At 68.9% G+C, this 17406-nt stretch carries 16 protein-coding genes; 10 read left to right on the top strand and 6 right to left on the bottom strand.

The genetic code is table 11. The features are described 5' to 3' along the window. Together FV217_RS18655 and FV217_RS18650 are read left to right on the top strand one after the other, a co-directional pair. On the top strand, positions 1-610 hold a 610-nt coding region (locus FV217_RS18655; protein ID WP_147818708.1), incomplete at its 5' end, for a histone deacetylase. Positions 611-654: 44 nt separating this feature from the next. Next, on the top strand, positions 655-1692 hold the full coding sequence (locus FV217_RS18650; RefSeq protein ID WP_147818706.1) for a class I SAM-dependent methyltransferase: 1038 nt from the start codon (positions 655-657) through the stop codon (positions 1690-1692). A gap of 14 nt (positions 1693-1706) precedes the next feature. Here FV217_RS18650 and FV217_RS18645 read toward each other — a convergent pair whose 3' ends face one another. Further along, positions 1707-2273 carry a TetR/AcrR family transcriptional regulator gene (locus tag FV217_RS18645; RefSeq protein WP_147818704.1) on the bottom strand — a complete coding sequence of 189 codons (567 nt, stop codon included), beginning with the start codon at positions 2271-2273 and terminating at the stop codon, positions 1707-1709. Between the two features lie 136 nt (positions 2274-2409). On the opposite strand from FV217_RS18645, the gene FV217_RS18640 reads away from it, so the two are divergent. Genes FV217_RS18640 through FV217_RS18630 form a run of 3 tightly spaced genes read left to right on the top strand, consistent with a single transcriptional unit; the run spans position 2410 to position 7684 of the window. Further along, entirely contained in the window at positions 2410-3519 is a 1110-nt protein-coding gene (locus tag FV217_RS18640) for an efflux RND transporter periplasmic adaptor subunit (RefSeq protein WP_147818702.1), read from the top strand. Next, positions 3516-4601: an efflux RND transporter periplasmic adaptor subunit gene (locus FV217_RS18635; protein WP_147818700.1), complete on the top strand. Its 1086-nt coding sequence runs from the start codon at positions 3516-3518 to the stop codon at positions 4599-4601. The genes FV217_RS18640 and FV217_RS18635 overlap by 4 nt, the downstream gene beginning before the upstream one ends. A gap of 32 nt (positions 4602-4633) precedes the next feature. After that, entirely contained in the window at positions 4634-7684 is a 3051-nt protein-coding gene (locus FV217_RS18630; RefSeq protein WP_147818716.1) for an efflux RND transporter permease subunit, read from the top strand. A gap of 5 nt (positions 7685-7689) precedes the next feature. Here the strand turns inward: FV217_RS18630 and FV217_RS18625 are convergent, their stop codons facing one another. Then, positions 7690-8397 carry an SGNH/GDSL hydrolase family protein gene (locus tag FV217_RS18625; RefSeq protein WP_246682945.1) on the bottom strand — a complete coding sequence of 236 codons (708 nt, stop codon included), beginning with the start codon at positions 8395-8397 and terminating at the stop codon, positions 7690-7692. Further along, positions 8394-8897, bottom strand: coding sequence for a tRNA (N6-threonylcarbamoyladenosine(37)-N6)-methyltransferase TrmO (gene tsaA, locus FV217_RS18620; RefSeq protein WP_147818698.1), 504 nt, complete (start codon positions 8895-8897; stop codon positions 8394-8396). Before tsaA ends, FV217_RS18625 begins: the two co-directional genes overlap by 4 nt. Before the next feature lie 127 nt (positions 8898-9024). Here tsaA and FV217_RS18615 point away from each other — a divergent pair, with 127 nt between their 5' ends. Beyond that, positions 9025-10518, top strand: a complete 1494-nt coding sequence (locus FV217_RS18615; RefSeq protein WP_147818696.1) for an AMP nucleosidase — start codon at positions 9025-9027, stop codon at positions 10516-10518. A gap of 9 nt (positions 10519-10527) precedes the next feature. On the opposite strand, the gene FV217_RS18610 is transcribed toward FV217_RS18615, so the two are convergent. From FV217_RS18610 to FV217_RS18600, 3 genes are read right to left on the bottom strand one after another with little or no spacing between them, the layout of a single operon-like run. Then, positions 10528-10857, bottom strand: coding sequence for a type II toxin-antitoxin system HicB family antitoxin (locus tag FV217_RS18610; RefSeq protein ID WP_210245152.1), 330 nt, complete (start codon positions 10855-10857; stop codon positions 10528-10530). Next, positions 10854-11174, bottom strand: coding sequence for a type II toxin-antitoxin system HicA family toxin (locus FV217_RS18605; protein ID WP_306424639.1), 321 nt, complete (start codon positions 11172-11174; stop codon positions 10854-10856). Before FV217_RS18605 ends, FV217_RS18610 begins: the two co-directional genes overlap by 4 nt. Continuing rightward, positions 11156-13630 (bottom strand): PBP1A family penicillin-binding protein, encoded by a 2475-nt coding sequence (locus FV217_RS18600; protein WP_147818694.1) that lies wholly within the window; start codon positions 13628-13630, stop codon positions 11156-11158. Before FV217_RS18600 ends, FV217_RS18605 begins: the two co-directional genes overlap by 19 nt. A 325-nt stretch (positions 13631-13955) precedes the next feature. Between FV217_RS18600 and rimP the strand changes: the two genes are divergently transcribed. The 4 genes from rimP to FV217_RS18580 form a co-directional block, all read left to right on the top strand. After that, the gene (rimP, locus tag FV217_RS18595; RefSeq protein ID WP_147818692.1) at positions 13956-14684 is read left to right on the top strand and encodes a ribosome maturation factor RimP; all 729 of its coding nucleotides are present in this window, start codon (positions 13956-13958) and stop codon (positions 14682-14684) included. 60 nt (positions 14685-14744) lie between these two features. After that, positions 14745-16373, top strand: coding sequence for a transcription termination factor NusA (gene nusA / locus FV217_RS18590; RefSeq protein ID WP_147818690.1), 1629 nt, complete (start codon positions 14745-14747; stop codon positions 16371-16373). A 23-nt stretch (positions 16374-16396) separates the two neighbouring features. Continuing rightward, positions 16397-17134, top strand: coding sequence for an RNA-binding protein (locus tag FV217_RS18585; protein ID WP_147818688.1), 738 nt, complete (start codon positions 16397-16399; stop codon positions 17132-17134). Between the two features lie 51 nt (positions 17135-17185). Further along, positions 17186-17406 (top strand): translation initiation factor IF-2 associated domain-containing protein (locus FV217_RS18580; RefSeq protein ID WP_147818686.1); only part of this gene is annotated, 221 nt, incomplete at its 3' end.

Genomic DNA, 17406 nt, shown 5'->3' with positions numbered 1-17406 from the left:
CACGCTCGCCGCGGCACGGCTCGCCCTGACGCACGGCCTCGCAGGGAGCGCGGCCGGCGGCAGCCACCATGCGCGACGGGACGGCGGACGCGGCTTCTGCATCTTCAACGACGTCGCCGTGGCGGCTCTCGCCTTGAAGCGCGAGGGCGCGGTGCAGCGGGTGTTGATCGTCGATCTCGACGTCCACCAGGGCGATGGCACCGCCGACTGCCTGTCGGGCGAGCCGGACCTGTTCGCGCTCTCGATCCACGCCGAGCGCAACTATCCGTTGCCCAAGGTGCCCGGGGATCTCGACATCGGTTTGCCGGACGACCTCGACGATGCCGGCTATCTCGCGGTGCTCGAAGCGCGGTTGCCGCCGCTGATCGAGACGCTGGCCCCGGATCTCGTATTCTACAATGCCGGCGTCGATCCGCACCGCGACGACCGGCTCGGGCGGCTGAGCCTCAGCGACGACGGCCTCGCCGCACGCGACCGTTTCGTGGTCGGCCAGGCACGCTCGCGCGGCATTCCCCTCGTCTCGGTGATCGGCGGCGGCTACGACACCGACGTCGATGCGCTCGCGGCTCGGCACGCCCTGGTCTTCGAGGCGATGGCGGCACTCGCCTGAAGCAGTTCATCCCGAAGCGGATCGTTCGATAGGTTCAATGCGGCATGCCGTACTCGCTCAAACGGATCTTCTCCCGAAAGAAGCATCGGCCTTCGCTCGGCGGCGTCGTGCGTGATGCCTTCCGGGGCATCTGCGACCGCGATCCGACCGAGAGCGAGTTGGCCCTGCACACGCACGATCTCGCGCGGGGAGCCTCCCTCCCGGCGTTCTTCACCGAACTCAGGAGGCTGGGCGAAGCGGGCAGGGATCGCCAATTCGTGCCCGCGGGCCATTACTACTCGCCGATACCGCCGCGCGCCGAGGTCGAACGGCATCTCGCGGCCATGGACCCCAATCCTGAGGCGCTGCCGGGAATCGATCTCGACCGCGCCGCCATGGTCAGGCTCTGGACCGAACTCGTTCCGCACCTGCAGAGCGCGCCGTTCGCGTTCGAAGCCAAACCGGGGCTTCGCTACCGGTACGACAACGGCGCCTATTCCTGGGGAGACGGATTGGTGCTGCACGCGCTGCTGCGCCACATCCGGCCGAAACGCCTGATCGAGGTCGGCAGCGGCTGGTCCTCCGCCTGTATCGTCGACACCAACGAGCGGTTTCTGGAGTCTGGCTGCGAGGTCACCTGCATCGAGCCGTATCCCGAACTGTTGCGCGAAACGGTCGGCACGCCCGGATCGCCCTTCCACATCATCGAAAGCGGCATCCAAACCGTTCCGCTGCCGCTCTTCGAGACCTTGGTGGCCGGCGACATCCTCTTCATCGATTCGACGCATGTCTTAAGGACGGGCAGCGACGTCACCCACGAACTCCTCGAGATCCTGCCCAGGATCGCACCGGGCGTCTTCGTGCATGTCCACGACGTGTTCTGGCCCTTCGAATATCCGCGATCCTGGGCCGTGGACGAGAACCGGGCCTGGAACGAAATCTACGCCCTGCGCGCGTTCCTCTGCGGCAACGCGCAGTGGCGCATCGTGATGTTCAACGATTTCCTGGCAAAGAACGAGGCGGGTCTGATCGCTCGGACCTGTCCGGCTTTCCTGAACAATCCCGGCGGAAGCCTGTGGCTCGAGCGGCGCGCCGACGGCTGAAGGCCGAGATGCCCCTACGGATTGGGGAGGTCTCGCGCGGCTGCGTCGAGGGCGTCGAAGATCCGGTCGGCCTCCTCGCCGGAGAGGTCGTGGAAGCCCAGCGTGCGCCCGATCATCAACCCGACGATCGCGAAAAGCAGCACGGCGCCTGCTCCCGGCCGTCCCTCGGCGTCGGACATCAGGGCCAGCCTCTCGGCGATGAACCCGCGAAAGTCGGCGAGCGCGTCCGGCGTTTCGGCGGATGCGAGCAGCAGGGCGCGGGGGAAGCCGTGCTCCTCGCCGTAGGTCTGGCGGGCGTTGGCGACCATCGCCAGCGGCGGCGAGGCCGACTCCGGCTGCTGGCGGGCCTCATGGCCGGCAATTCCCTCTCGAAGCCGGCGGAGCTTGCGCGTCACGAGCGCGCAGATCAGCGCATCCTTGGAAGCGTAATGGTGCAGCACGCCGCCCTTGCTCAAGCCGGCCTCTGCAGCGACGGCGTCGATCGTCAGCCCGCGTGCGCCGAGGCCGCGGAGCACGCCCTCGGCAGCATCGAGAATGATCTCAGGACGATCCTCGCGGCGGCGGCGTGCCTTCGACTCCACGGGCTGACCTTCTACAAACCGTCTGGACGGTCGGTAATCTAGCGGATATGGGATGGCGACGATAGATGCTTCCGGATCCGAAAGCCGCGGACCCCGTCCCATGCCTTCGAGCCCTTTCAGACTAGGTCCTTCCGTCATGCTCGCCGCGCTGCTGTTTGCGGGCGTCGGCGCCTGGGCCGCGTCGGACACCGCGGCCGAGCGCGACCCCGACAACATCTCCGTCGTGCTCGTGCGGGTTGTCGAGGCGCAGCGCACGGCGGTGGCATCAGACATCGTGTTCACCGGCGACATCCAGGCCCAGGCCCAGACCAACGTCGCCTTCCGCACCAACGGCAAGATCGCGACGCGCCTCGTCGAGGTCGGCGACCACGTCGCGGCGGATCAGGTGCTGGCGAAGCTCGATCCGCAGGAGCAGCAGGCCAATCTCGACACGGCCAAGGCGGCTCTCGTCTCGGCGGAGGCCTTGCTGACGCAGGCCAAGGTCGCCTTCAAGCGCCAGGAGCAGTTGCTGAGCGGCGGCTACACCACGCGGCCCTCCTACGACGCAGCCGAGCAGCAGTTGCGTACGACGCAGGCCGCCGTCGATTCGGCCAAGGCGCAGCTCGGGTCCGCCAAGGAGCAGTTCTCCTACACCGACCTGCGCTCGGGCGTCGCCGGCATCATCCTGAGCCGCAGCTTCGAGACCGGGCAGGTGGTCCAGGCCGGACAGACCGTGCTGGTGCTGGCCCAGGACGGGCCGCGCGACGCGGTCTTCAACGTCTACGAGGCGCTGCCGGCGAACCCACCCGCGAGCAAGACGGTGGCGATCGCGCTGCAGGCCGACCCCAAGGTCACCACCACGGGCACGGTGCGCGAAATCTCGCCCTCGGTCGATCAGGCCTCGGGCACGGTGCGGGTGAAGATCGGCCTCGCGGAGACTCCCGCGGCGATGACTCTCGGAGCCGTCGTGATCGGGCGCGGACGCTTCAAGGCCCAGGAGGCCGTCGTGCTGCCCTGGTCGGCGCTCTACCGTTGGGAGAACAAGCCGGCAGTGTGGATCTACGACCGGAAGGCCGGGACGGTGTCGCCGCGCCTCGTCACCATCGAGCGCTACGCCTTCGACACGATCGCGCTCGCCTCCGGCGTCGAGCAAGGCGAGTCGGTGGTCACCGCCGGCATCCAGTTCCTGCGGCCCGGCCAGAGCGTCGCGGTAGCGGATGCCAAGGCCGACGGCATTGCCAAAAACGCCGGGGGCATCGCGAAATGAGGTTCCTGCTCGCGCTGCCGTTCTGCGCCCTGCTGCTGTCGGCCTGCAAACCTTCCGAGGAGGCGAAGGAGCCGGCGCCGATCCGGCCGGTGCTCGTCACCATCGCCAAGCGCACGGACACCGTGATGTTCGGCCCCTTCGCCGGCACGGTCGAGCCGCGCTACCAGTCGCAGCTCGGCTTCCAGATCGGCGGCCGGGTCGCCGCGCGCGACGTCACCGTCGGCGATGTGGTCAAGAAGGGCCAGAGGCTGGCAACCCTCGACCCAGTGGTGACGCGCTTCGCCCTGACCCGTGCCGAGGCAGACGTCGCCGACGCCAAGGCCCAGGCCGAGAACGCCGCCGCCACCGAGGCGCGCCAGCGCCGCCTGATGGAGGGCGGCAACGTTACCCAGGCGCAGATGGATTCCTCCACCGCCGGCCGCGACACCTCGCAGGCGCGCCTGGCCCAGGCGATGGCCAGCCTGCAGCGGGCGCGCGACCAGATGGGCTACACCGAGTTGCACGCCGATTTCGACGGCGTCGTCACCCAGCGTCTCGCCGAGGTCGGGCAGGTGCTGAGCGCCGGGCAGGCCGTGGTGACGGTCGCCCGGCCCGAGGTGCGCGAGGCGGTGGTCGACATCCCCGAGGACCTCGTCGGCACCATGCCGCGCGAGGGGCGCTTCACGATCTCGCTGCAGAGCGCGCCGGAGATCACCGCAATGGCCAAGGTCCGCGAGATCGCGCCCTTCGCCGACCAGGGCACCCGGACCCGGCGCATCAAGCTGACCCTGATCGACCCGCCCACCGCCTTCCGCCTCGGCGCGACGATAACGGTGGGCCTGAAACGCTCCACCGAGCCCCGCTTCGTGTTGCCGCCGACGGCCCTGCTGGAGGCCGATGGGCGCGCTTCCGTCTGGATCGTGCCGGAAGCCGCGAAGGATGCGCCGGCCCATGTCGAGCGCCGCGACGTCACCGTCGGCGAACGCGATGCCGAGCGTGTCAGCCTCAGCGGCGGCGTGAATGACGGCGAGCGCGTCGTCGTCGCGGGCGTTCATTCCCTCGGCGACGGCCAGACCGTCCGCGTTGGTGAGCCCATCCCGTGAGCGACCCCGCACCCGGCACGCCGGAGACCTCCGTGAGTTCGTTCAACCTGTCCGACTGGGCGCTGCGGCACCGCTCCCTCGTCTGGTTCCTGATGCTTGTCTGCCTGTTGGCCGGCGTGATGTCGTATTCGCGCCTCGGCCGCGAGGAGGACCCGCCCTTCGCCATCAAGACCATGGTCGTCCAGGCGAAATGGCCCGGCGCCACGATCAAGGACACCCTCGATCAGGTGACCGACCGGATCGAGAAGGAGCTGCAGCAGATCAACGCGCTGGACTACGTCCGCAGCTACACGACGCCGGGCCAGGCGACGGTGTTCGTGCAGTTCAAGGACACCACGAAGAAGGAGGAGATCCAGCCCGCCTTCTACCAGGTCCGCAAGCGGCTCGGCGACATCAAGTACACCTTCCCCGAAGGCGTCGAGGGCCCCTCGTTCAACGACGAGTTCGGCGATGTCTACGGCAACGTCTACGCCTTCACCGGGGATGGGCTGACCCACCGGCAGCTGCGCGACTACGTCGAGGGCGTGCGCACCGAGATCCTGAAGGTGCCCGACATCGGCAAGACCCTGCTGATGGGGACGCAGGTCGAGACGGTCTATCTCGACTTCTCCACCCGCAAGCTCGCCGGCTTCGGCATCGACCTGCAGGCGCTGATCAAGGCCCTGCAATCCCAGAACGCGGTCGCGGCCTCCGGCGTGGTCCAGGCCGGTCCGGAGCGCGTTTCCTTGCGTGTCAGTGGCCAGTTCACCTCGGAAGAGTCGCTGAAGAACGTCAACCTGCGCTTCAACGACCGCTTCTTTCGGCTGGCCGACGTCGCCGAGATCCATCGCGGCTACGAGGACCCGCCGGCCGCGATGTTCCGGGTCAACGGCGAGCCGGCCATCGGCCTCGCCATCGCCATGCGCCCGAACGCCAACCTGCTGAAGTTCGGCGAGAACCTGAAGGAGCGGATGCGCAGGATCGAGGCGAAGCTGCCGATCGGCGTCGGCGTGCACCTCGTGTCGGACCAGCCGAAGATCGTCGAGGAGGCGGTGGGCGGCTTCACCCAGGCTCTCGTCGAGGCGGTGGTGATCGTGCTGTTCGTGAGCTTCGTCAGCCTCGGGCTGCGCGCCGGCTTCGTGGTGGCGATCTCGATCCCGCTCGTCCTCGCGATCGTGTTCGTGGTGATGCAGGTGATGGGGGTGACGCTGCAGCGCATCTCCCTCGGCGCACTCATCATCGCCCTCGGGCTGCTGGTCGACGATGCCATGATCACCGTCGAGATGATGGTGGCGCGGCTCGAACTCGGCGACAGCCTCAAGAAGGCTGCAACCTTCGCCTACACATCCACCGCATTCCCGATGCTGACCGGCACGCTGGTGACCATCGCCGGCTTCCTGCCGATCGGCTTCAACGGGTCTTCGGCCGGCGAGTACACCTACTCCCTCTTCGTGGTGATCGCGGCCGCGCTCTCAGTGTCCTGGGTCGTCGCGGTGCTGTTCGCGCCGTTGCTCGGCGTGACGCTGCTGCCCAAGACGATGAAGCATCACGCAGAGAAGCGCGGGCTGTTCACCCGCGCCTTCCTCGCCGTGCTCAAGATCGCGATGCGCCTGCGCTGGATCACGGTGCTGATCTGCATCGGGCTGATGGGCGCAGCCGTCTTCGGCATGACCCACGTCCAACAGCAATTCTTTCCATCCTCGGACCGCAGCGAAGTGCTCGTCGACCTGACCCTGCCGCAGAACGCCACCATCGCCGAGACCAAGGCGCAGATGGACCGCTTCGAGGCGGAGCTGAAGGGCGATCCGGACATCGTGCGCTGGTCGTCCTATGTCGGCCAGGGCGCGGTGCGCTTCTACCTGCCCCTCGACCAGCAGCTCGCCAACGCCTTCTACGGGCAGGCCGTCATCGTGACGAAGTCGCTCGAGGTTCGCGACAAGGTCGTCGCCAGGCTGCAGCAGATCGGCCGGCGCGACTTCGTCGGCATCGACGTGATGGTGCAGGCGCTGAACCTCGGCCCGCCGGTGGGACGCCCGGTTCAGTACCGGCTCAGCGGCCCCGACATCCAGGAGGTGCGCCGCCTCGCGCTGGGGCTCGCCGACGTGGTCGCCGCCGACAAGCGCTTGGCCTACCCGACCTTCGACTGGAACGAGCCGGGCAAGGTCCTCCGTGTCGAGATCCTGCAGGACAAGGCGCGCCAGCTCGGCGTCACCAGTCAGGACATCGCCGGCATCCTCAACGGCGTCGTCGGCGGCCAGGCGATCACCCAGGTGCGCGATTCGATCTACCTCGTGAACGTGGTCGGCCGCGCGCAGACCATTGAGCGGACTTCGCTCGAAACCCTGCAGAGCCTGCAGGTCGCCCTCTCGAACGGCTCTGTCGTGCCGGTGCTGTCCTTTGCCAAGATCGACTACGACCTCGAACAGCCGATCGTCTGGCGGCGCGACCGCGTGGCGACGCTGACCGTGCGCGCCACGATCAAGGACACCACCCAACCGCCGACCATCGTCGCCGCCCTGCAGCCGGGCATCGACGCCTTCGTAAAGGCCCTGCCGGAGGGCTACACGCTGGCCACCGGCGGCGCGGTCGAGGAGGCCGGCAAGGGCCAGGGGCCGATCGCCGCCGTGGTGCCGGTGATGATCCTCGCCATGGCGACGCTGCTGATGATCCAGCTCCAGAGCTTCCAGAAGCTCTTTTTGGTGTTTTCCGTCGCGCCGCTCGGCCTGATCGGTGTGGTGCCGGCCTTGCTGCTCTTCGACAAGCCGATGGGCTTCGTAGCGATCCTCGGCATCCTCGCCTTGATCGGCATCATCATCCGCAATGCGCTGATCCTGGTGAGCCAGATCGAGGAATCCGAGGCCGAGGGGCTGGAGCCTTGGGACGCCGTGATCGAGGCGACGCGCCACCGCATGCGGCCGATCCTGCTGACCGCAGCCGCGGCCAGCCTCGGCCTGATCCCCATCGCCCGCGAGGTGTTCTGGGGACCGATGGCCTACGCGATGATCGGCGGCATCCTCGCCGCGACCCTGCTGACGCTGCTGTTCCTGCCGGCGCTCTATGTCGGCTGGTACCGGATCAAGCCGCCGGCGCGCGTGGCGGCGTGACCCCGTCACGGGGCCGAGGCGGCATCGGGACAGAGCGTGGCCGCGAGATTGCGCAGCATCGGACGGTAGCGCGTGAGATGCAGTCCGTTCCGGTTCGCGCCCGGCAGGCCAAAGCCGGTCTCGCCATCGCGCAACTCCGAGAAGGGATCGGCGTAGCGACAGCCGATCCGTGTGCAGAGCGCCTTGATCCGCTCGGAATAGGCATCGACCGCCTTCGCCTCGAACTCGTCCGCAAGTTCGCGCCCAAGGGGCGGCACGGCGGTGACCACAACGCGGTCGCTGACGGCCTTGAAACGCGCGACGATGCCGGCGACCTCCTGCTCGAAGCGATCCGCGACGTCGGGGGCGAGCGGCTTCTTCTTGCCGATCAGGTCGTTCGTGCCGATCGTGAGGATCGCGGTCCCGGCACGTACCGGAAACTCCAGCTCCGGCAGAAGCCCGGCATAGACGGCGGCAGTGGCACCGCTGACGCCCGCGTTGACGATCGGCGCGCCGCAGACCCGCTCCGAGGGGCTCTGCAACTCGGCCTGGGAATCGCCGGCGATCAGCACATAGCCGGGCTCGGCCTCTTCGAGCTGCTGACGGATCGCCACGAGGCGATGCACGGCGTACTCGCCGACGTCGTGCTTCGGCGCATGCAGCACCCAGCCGATCCCGGCGCTCGCGACCGAGACCGTCAGGAAAGCGAGAGCCAGTCCGAAAACCCGCCTCACGCGATCGGCTTCGCGGTGGCCGAGCGGTTCACGCTCGCCTCCGGCCGCGAATCCGTCGAGGCGTAGTACGGCTTGATGTCGAGGAGCGGCGTGCCGTCGAGGCAATCGAGGCCGCGCACGGAAACCTCGCCACCCGCGATCCCGAGCCGTTCGACCACCGCCACGGCGATCGGATTGGGCCGGGCCGGCGAGCGCAGGGAAAAGGTGCCGCGGCTGCCGTCGGCGTGGCGCGGCTGCTGGACCACGAGCTCGCGCGCCGCCCTGTCCATCCAGTAGAGCACGATCAGGTGGCTGGCGCCGTCGACGTTCTGGAGCGCCGGGACGTAGAGCGGATCGACCACCAGCGTGCAGACCGCATCGGTCTGCGTGCCGTTCTTCGGGCAATCGCCCCGCGCCTGCCACGGCGTGCGGATGCGGCCGATGAAATGGAGGCCGGCATCGTAGGTCTCGGGAAGCGTGATCGCCTCCTCGCCCGCGCGCCGTTCGACGTCGTCTTTCATCCGATCACGCTCGGTCCAGGGTCGGGGGCGGTGTGTGCGCCCGGCCGGCGGCGACGGCAAGAGCCCGCGCGGTCGCCACGCCCGGCCCCCGGGTGTAAAGCCACGCACCGAGTCACGCGGAGGGGGCATGGACAGCGAAGAGCTTCGGCCGATGGCAGAGATCGCCGATCCGGAGACGGCGGTCGATCGGCTCACGGATTTGTTCGACGGGGCGACGGCCGCCCTGCGCACGGCCCTGAAGCGGTATCTCGACGACGGCGTGCCCCCGGATGCGACCGAACGGCTGCAGTTCCGCTATCCCGAGTTGCGCCTGACCTACCGCGCGGATGGTCCGGTTCCGCGGATCAACCGGGCGACGGCGAAGTTCCAGGCGCCGGGCACCTATGCCACCACGCTGACGCAGCCGGGGCATTTCCGGCCCTACCTGCTCGAACAGCTCCGCCATCTCGTGCGCGACTACGGCGCGACGCTCGAAGTCGGCCTGAGCGGTCAGGAGATTCCGTATTCCTACGTCGTCGAGCCCGGCGCCGACCTGACGCGCAACGGCGTCACCGCGAGCCAGCTCGCGACCTATTTCCCGACGCCGCTGCTCTCGGTGGTCGGCGACGAGATCGCCGACGGGCTCTGGCAGGATCATCCGGACGCGCCGCGCCCGCTGGCGCTGTTCGACGGGGTGCGCACCGACTACTCGCTGCGCCGCCTCGTGCACTACACGGGCTCGGATTGGCGCGAGATCCAGCCATGGATCCTGCTGACGAACTACCACCGCTACGTCGACGGCTTCGTGCGCCACGGCCTGGATCGGCTGACTGCCCCCGACAGCGTCTTCGAAAAGCTGGTCCTGCCGGGCGGGATCAGCGTGAGCCGGGCCGAGGCCGCCACGGCCGACCCGGATGCGCTGATCGCGGCCTCGCCCTGGCACCGCTTCCAGATGCCGGCCTATCATCTCGTCGCGCGCGGCGCGGACGGCAGCCCGCAGGGCACGACGCTGGTCAATATCGGCGTCGGCCCCTCCAATGCGAAGACGATCACAGACCATCTCGCGGTGCTGCGCCCGCATTGCTGGCTGATGGTCGGCCATTGCGGGGGCCTGCGGCAGTCGCAGACCATCGGCGACTACGTGCTGGCCCACGGCTATCTCCGCCTCGACCGCATCCTCGACGACCTCGTGCCGCCGGAGGTGCCGGTGCCGGCGCTCGCCGAGGTGCAGATCGCCCTCCAGAACGCCGCCGCCGCCGTCACCGGCGAGCAGGACGACGCGCTCAAGCGGCGGCTGCGCACCGGCACCGTCGTCACCTACGACGACCGCAACTGGGAGCTGCGGTTCACCCAGGAGCGCCGCCGGATCAATCTCGGCCGCTGCATCGCCGTCGACATGGAGAGCGGCACCGTCGCCGCCCAGGGCTATCGGCTGCGCGTCCCCTACGGCACGCTGCTCTGCGTTTCCGACAAGCCGCTGCACGGCGAGATCAAGCTGCCGGGCGCGGCGAACGCGTTTTACGAGCGCGCGGTGGCGGAGCATCTGCTGATCGGCCTCGCGACCCTCGATGCCCTTCGCGCCGACCGGCACGGCCTGCACTCGCGAAAGCTGCGGAGCTTCGACGAGCCGCCGTTCCGGTAAGCCGAGCGGTCAGGCCGTCTCGCGTTCGAGAACCTGTGCGACCCATTTGTTGAGGCTGATGCCGGCCCGCTTCGCGGAGGTCGCCACGGCCTTGTGGAGAACCGGCTCGACCCGCACCACGAACTGCCCGGAATAGGGCTTTTCCGGCTCCTCGCCGCGCTTGGCGCAGAATTCGAGATAATCCTCGATGCTGTCGGCGAGGGCCTGCTTCAGTTCATCGACGGACCGGCCCTGGAATGTCACCACGTCGCGCAGGTTGACCACTTCGCCATGAAACAACGCGGCCTCGTCGTCGTACTCGACGACGGCTTCGTAGCCCTTGTGGGTCATCGTGGTCATGGCTCGATCCCGGCTTCGGTGAGGAAGCGCCGTACGGATTTCACGGCGCCCTTATCGGTCTCCTTTTGCGGATGCGGCCGATGGAATACCGCCCGCACGCCGTTGAGCGCGATCCGAACCCGCGAACCGCGTCCCTCCTCGACCTCGGCACCGCAGGCCTGCAACAGCGCCTCGATATCGCTCCAGACGATGCCCGACCGAACCGGGTCGGCAAAGATCGCCGCGAGCGTCGGCCTATGCCTGCCTTTGACGCGGAAGTGATACTGTTTTCCAGTATCACGATCCAGTGGTTCGTCCGTCACCGCTCCCGGCTCCACAACCCCGCCCGCTCCGATCGCGCCTGATCCTCCGCCTCCAGCAGATCCTGCGGCGCGTCCTCGGTCGCGCGAGCGCCGCCGGCGGTGAGGATGAGGGAGGCGAGGTCGTCGCCGTCGATGCGGCAGCGCATGGCGCCGCCGGCGGGATCGGGTGCGCAGGCGACCTCGCGGCGGCGCAGGTAGCGGGCGAGCTGGCGGGCGAGGGCACCGCCTTCGCCGGAGACGCCGAGCAGTTTGACGTTGCGGCCGCGGATCGTGAGCGTCCCGGTATCGATCACCTCGGCTACGCCACGGACATCCGAGGACACCGGCCCGGACGAGATCTCGCCGGCAGGCACGCGCTCGGCCTTCGCGGCGGAGGGAGCAGGGCGCTTCTTGCCCTTGAGGATGCCCTGTGCGCGCTGCACGAAGTCGTGGAAGACGCGGGCCGGGATGTCGCCGCCGGTGACGCCCTTCATCGGCGCGTTGTCGTCGTTGCCGACCCAGACGCCGACGATCATGTCCGGCGTGATCCCGACGAACCAAGCGTCGCGATAGTCCTGGCTGGTGCCGGTCTTGCCGCCGATGGGGATGCCGGGGAGCCGGGCAGCCTTGCCGGTCCCGGATTCGACCACCGCTTCGAGCGAATCGAGCATCATCGTCTGCACGTCGCGCGACAGCGCCGCGGTGGCGGGTTTGGCCTCATGCAGGTAGAGCGGCTGCGGTGCGCTCCCCCGGATCGTGTGGATCGCGAACGGCTCGACGGGAGACGCTCCGGTGAGCACCCCGGCATAGGCGCGCGTCATGTCGAGCAGCGTCACGTCGGCGGAGCCGAGGGCGAGGCTCGGCACGTTCGGCAAGTCCGACTGCACGCCGAGTTTTCGCGCAGCCGCGATCACGCTCGGGATGCCGACCTCGTCCCCGAGTTGCGCCGCGATGGTGTTCACCGACAGCGCGAAGGCAGAACGCAAGGGGAGGGCACCGCGAAAGCGGTTGTTGGAGTTCTGCGGCTCCCACTCGCCGATCTGCGTCGGCCGGTCGACGAGAACGGTTTCCGGCGTGTAGCCGCCCTCGTAGGCGGCGAGATAGACGAACAGCTTGAACAGCGAGCCCGCCTGCCGCTTGGCCTGGGTCGCGCGGTTGAACTGGCTGTCCTCGTAGTCGCGCCCGCCGACCATCGCCAGGATCGCGCCGTCCTTCGACATCGCGATCAGGGCGCCCTGCCCAACCTTCTTCTTGTCGCCCTCGGCGTCGAGCTTTCGCGCCAGCGTGGCCTGGGCGAGGCTCTGCAGGTCGATGTTGAGCGTGGTCCGGAGTGTGACGTCGCCGGCCTCGCCTGCGAGCCGCTTGGCGTCGCCTGCCACCATGTCGATGAAGTAGTTCGCCCCCGGCGGCGTCTCGGGCGGGGTGCGTAGCGTCAGCTTGTCGGCGCGGGCCTTATCGGCCTGCGGCCGCGTGATCGCGCCCGTCTCAACCATGGTCTGGAGCACGAGGTCGGCCCGCTCCTTGGCCCCGCCGAAATTGCGGGTCGGGGCGAGCTGCGAGGGCGCACGCACGAGGCCCGCCAGCATCGCGGATTCCGACAGCGTCAGCGCCTTGGCACCATGTCCGAAATAGCGCCGCGCCGCCGCATCGATGCCGTAGGCGCCGGCCCCGAAATAGGCGGTGTTGAGGTAGCCGAGCAGGATCTCCTGCTTCGACATCGTGCTCTCCAGCCGCAGGGCCAGCAGCGCCTCCTGGATCTTGCGCCGGAGCGTCTTCTCCTGGGTGAGCGAGGTCAGCCGGGCATATTGCTGGGTGATGGTCGAGCCGCCCTCACGCACGCCGCCGCCGGTGGCGTTGCGCCAGACGGCGCGGGCGAGGCCGCGCAGGTCGATACCCCAGTGGCTGTAGAAGCGCCGGTCCTCGATCGCCGTGATCGCCTGGGCGAGATGCGGGGGCAGGTCCGGCGCAGTGAGCCGCTCGCCGCGATAGGCGCCCCGCGTGGCGAAGGACCGGCCGTCGTCGGATTCGACGGTGATCGCCCGCTGCCCGCCTTCCGGGACCACGCCGCCGAGGGGTGGCAGGGTCGCGAAGGCCTCCAGCGCCAGGGCAGCGAGGACGAGGATCGGCAGCGCCACGACGGCGAGGCCGATCGCGAGGCGCGGCCTTTGGCGAAGGCGAGCGAACCACGAGCCGGCGGCGGCGGACCGCTCCGGGCCCGGCTCGGGTGCCGACCGATCCGGCGACCGGCGTGAACGCGCCGACAGCCCGGCGAAGAACGGGCCTGCGGCGCGACCGGCGCTGCGCCCGCGTCGGCCGGCACCGCGCAATCCCGCGACGGCGAGCAGCCCGAGTTGGCGGACGAGCACGCGGGCGGCGCCCGCCGCTTCCCGTGCGGCCTGGCGCGGGTCGGCCTCGCCCGGGTGGTGCGATGCGCCGCTGTCGTCGGACGGCGGATCGGTGTCGGCGGGGCGTCGGGGCTCTGGCGGATTCATCGCTGGCTCGTCGTCGCCCCTTCGGCAGGCTCCCGGCTCCCCCGAATGCAAAAGGGCTACCGAAGCGAAGCCCATGGTAGGTTGCCGGCACGTGTATGGCTACGCTCAGGCCGTGCAAGCGTCGTCCGGAACGCGGGCCCCGCGCAATTCGCTTGAAATCCGGCGTCTCCGGCGCTAGGTCTCGCTCCAACATTCTGGTTGCAGTTTCAGGCTGCGGTACGGGAGTGGGTCCCAAAGGACCCGCTCTTTTTTTGTTCCGTATCGCAGGAGCCCGCCGCACAGCCGGACGCGATCCTCTTTCGAATTCGGACCTTTCGGACACAACATGACGGACGCTTCCGAGAAGCGATTGATCGTCGAACACGGCGTCGCCGCGCGCGTGGCGCAGGTGATCGAGGCGTCGATCGAAGGGCTGGGCTACCGGCTCGTGCGGGTGAAGATCTCCGCCACCAATGGCTGCACGGTCCAGATCATGGCCGAGCGGCCCGACGGCACCATGAGCGTCGACGATTGCGAAACCGTGAGCCGCGCGATCTCGCCGCTTCTCGACCTCGACGACCCGGTCGGCACCGCCTACTACCTCGAACTGTCATCGCCTGGCATCGACCGGCCGCTGGTGCGCGCCTCCGATTTCGAGCGCTGGGCCGGCTACGAGGCCAAGGTCGAACTCACGGCGCCCCTCGACGGCCGCAAGCGTTTTCGCGGCATCATCGGCGTCCCGAGCGCCGACGGGGCCACCGTTCCGATCCATCTCCCCGACGTGAAGGCCGGACTGCCGAGCGAGATCGCCCTGCCGCTGCGCAATCTCGCCGACGCGCATCTGGTGCTGACCGACGAGCTGGTGCGCGAGTCGCTTCGCCGGGGCGGAGCGCCTCCGCCGGACGGCGACGAGGAGATCGACGGCGGGGCCGAGGAGCCGGTCCGCGCCGTCCCGCACAGGCCCGCCCGACAGAAGAAGACCAAGCCCGTCAAGGTGCCGAAGCCGCGGCCCGACGGCGCGAAACCCACGATCACGAAGGCCGTCCGCCTCAAGAACCGCGACAGCCTCCACTGACCTGATCTGCCGCCGAGAACGCGGCGAACCGCAAGACCGACCGAGAGAAGGACCGTCACCATGGCCGTCGTCAGCGCCAACCGGCTCGAACTCCTCCAGATCGCCGAAGCCGTCGCGCGCGAGAAGGTGATCGACCGCATCATCGTCATCGAGGCGATGGAAGAGGCGATCGCCAAGGCCGCCCGCTCGCGCTACGGCGCCGAGACCGACGTGCATGCCGAGATCGACAACAAGACCGGCGCGCTGCGCCTGTCGCGCCACCTCCTCGTCGTCGAGGAGATCGAGAACGACGCCCGCGAGATCACCGTCGACCAGGCCAAGCGCTACAACCCGGCCGCTCAGGTCGGCGACGTGATCTCCGACACGCTACCGCCCTTCGATTTCGGACGCGTCGCGGCGCAGTCCGCCAAGCAGGTCATCGTCCAGAAGGTGCGCGACGCCGAGCGTGCCCGCCAGTACGAGGAGTACAAGGATCGCATCGGCGAGATCGTCAACGGTACCGTCAAGCGCGTCGAGTACGGCAACGTCATCGTCGATCTCGGCCGCGGCGAGGGCATCGTGCGCCGCGACGAGATGATCCCGCGCGAGACCTTCCGTCCCGGCGACCGCATCCGCTCGTACCTGTTCGACGTGCGCTCGGAAGTGCGCGGGCCGCAGATCTTCCTCTCGCGCTCGCATCCGCAGTTCATGGCCAAGCTGTTCGGCCAGGAAGTGCCCGAAATCTACGATGGCATCGTCGAGGTGAAGGCCGTCGCCCGCGATCCGGGCTCGCGCGCCAAGATCGCGGTGATCTCGAACGACGGCTCGATCGACCCGGTCGGCGCCTGCGTCGGCATGCGCGGCTCGCGCGTCCAGGCCGTCGTGGGCGAACTTCAGGGCGAAAAGATCGACATCATCCCGTGGTCGGTCGACCAGGCAACCTTCATCGTCAACGCCCTGCAGCCGGCGGAAGTCGTCAAGGTGGTTCTGGACGAGGAGGCCGACCGCATCGAGGTCGTGGTGCCCGACGACCAGCTCTCGCTGGCGATCGGCCGCCGCGGCCAGAACGTGCGTCTCGCCTCGCAGCTCACCGGCTGGGACATCGACATCCTGACCGAGGCCGAGGAATCCGAGCGCCGCCAGAAGGAGTTTGCCGAGCGGACCCAGGTGTTCATGGAAGCCCTCGACGTCGACGAGACGGTCGGTCAGCTCCTCGCCGCGGAAGGGTTCCGCAACGTGGAGGAAGTCGCCTTCGTCGAGACCTCCGAGCTCGCCAACATCCAGGGCCTCGACGAGGAGACAGGCACCGAGATCCAGGCCCGCGCCCAGGACTACCTCGCCCGCATCGAGGCCGAGTACGACGCACGCCGGACCGAACTCGGGGTCGAGGACGAGCTGCGCGAGATCGAGGGCATCACCACGCCGATGCTGGTCGCCCTCGGCGAGAACGAGGTTAAGAACGTCGAGGACCTCGCCGGCTGCGCCACCGACGACCTCGTCGGCTACACCGAGGGCCGCGGCCCCGAGGCGGTCCGCCATGCGGGCTTCCTCGACGGCTTCGAGCTGTCCCGCGCCGAGGCCGAGGGTCTGATCATGGCCGCGCGGCTCAAGGCCGGCTGGATCGAGGCGCTGCCGGAGCCCGAGGGTGAGGGCGAGGCCGTCGAGGGCGAGGACGCCGAGCAGGTCGCCGAGACGCAGCCGGCCGCCTGAGGGCATGTCCGGCAGGGGAGACCATGACCGACACGATCGACGGCGACGTGGAACTCGACCCCGGCCCCGGCCGGGGCCGGCAGGGTGCTGAGCGCACCTGCATCGTCACGCGCGAGGCCAAGCCCTCGCGCAAGATGATCCGCTTCGTGCTGTCGCCGGACGGAGAGGTCGTCCCCGACCTGCGCGCCCGCCTTCCGGGCCGCGGCGCCTGGGTCAGCGGAACGCGCGAGACCGTCGAGCTCGCCATGAAGCGCCGCCTGTTCCGGCGCGCCTTCAAGAACGAGCGGGCCGACGCCCATCCCGACACCGCCGACAGGATCGCCGAGGGCCTGCGCACCGATCTGCGCCAGGCCATCGCCATGGCCAACAAGTCGGGCTGCGTCGTCACGGGCTTCGGCAAGGTCGAGGCGCAGATCGGCAGCGGGATCGGAGTCGCGGCGGTGATCCATGCCTCCGACGCAGCCGCGGACGGCCGCCGCAAGATCGGTCAGGCCTTGCGGCGCAAGCAGGGCGATTCCACTTATAAAGTCCCGATCATCGATGACCTGTCCGAAAGCGAATTGGACATGGCCTTGGGTCGGGATCATGTGATACACGCTGCGCTCGTCGCGGGGGCTGGCACGACCGGCTGTCTCGCGCGTTGGCGTCGGCTCCGCGCTTTTGATGGCGTGGCGACGGTGATCGCGGACGCAAACCCGGCCCAGGCCGGCGCATCCGCCTCCGATCCGCACGACGATGAGACGACGGACCGGCCCGAGTAGTTTCGGGATGCCGGTCGACGGGACGATGCAAACCCCCAGGGTTCGGACTGAATGAGCGATACGAAGACACCGGGCGATAAGACGCAGACCAGGGCGCCCGCGAAACCGCTGACGCTGAAGCGTCCGATCGAGCAGGGCACGGTACGGCAGAGCTTCTCCCATGGCCGATCCAAGTCGGTCGTGGTCGAGACGGTGAAGCGCCGCACGATTGGTGCTGCTCCGGCTCCCGCCGCCGCCCCGCCGCGCGAGGCTCCGGCCGCGCCGCAAACCAC

The organism is Methylobacterium sp. WL9 (assembly GCF_008040035.1).
Taxonomy (GTDB): Bacteria; Pseudomonadota; Alphaproteobacteria; order Rhizobiales; family Beijerinckiaceae; genus Methylobacterium; species Methylobacterium thuringiense.
The sequence above is the reverse complement of the archived record's forward strand: the minus strand, read 5'-3'. Positions and strand labels throughout refer to the sequence as shown.

Bases quoted from the DNA above. Each gene is read 5' to 3' on its own strand.
- FV217_RS18610 (WP_210245152.1), bottom strand. From the start codon at position 10,857: ATGACCACGATGACCCACAAGGGCTACGAAGCCGTCGTCGAGTACGAC.
- FV217_RS18635 (WP_147818700.1), top strand. From the start codon at position 3,516: ATGAGGTTCCTGCTCGCGCTGCCGTTCTGCGCCCTGCTGCTGTCGGCC.
- nusA (WP_147818690.1), top strand. From the start codon at position 14,745: ATGGCCGTCGTCAGCGCCAACCGGCTCGAACTCCTCCAGATCGCCGAA.
- FV217_RS18585 (WP_147818688.1), top strand. From the start codon at position 16,397: ATGACCGACACGATCGACGGCGACGTGGAACTCGACCCCGGCCCCGGC.
- FV217_RS18600 (WP_147818694.1), bottom strand. From the start codon at position 13,630: ATGAATCCGCCAGAGCCCCGACGCCCCGCCGACACCGATCCGCCGTCC.
- FV217_RS18640 (WP_147818702.1), top strand. From the start codon at position 2,410: ATGCTCGCCGCGCTGCTGTTTGCGGGCGTCGGCGCCTGGGCCGCGTCG.
- tsaA (WP_147818698.1), bottom strand. From the start codon at position 8,897: ATGAAAGACGACGTCGAACGGCGCGCGGGCGAGGAGGCGATCACGCTT.
- FV217_RS18615 (WP_147818696.1), top strand. From the start codon at position 9,025: ATGGACAGCGAAGAGCTTCGGCCGATGGCAGAGATCGCCGATCCGGAG.
- rimP (WP_147818692.1), top strand. From the start codon at position 13,956: ATGACGGACGCTTCCGAGAAGCGATTGATCGTCGAACACGGCGTCGCC.
- FV217_RS18650 (WP_147818706.1), top strand. From the start codon at position 655: ATGCCGTACTCGCTCAAACGGATCTTCTCCCGAAAGAAGCATCGGCCT.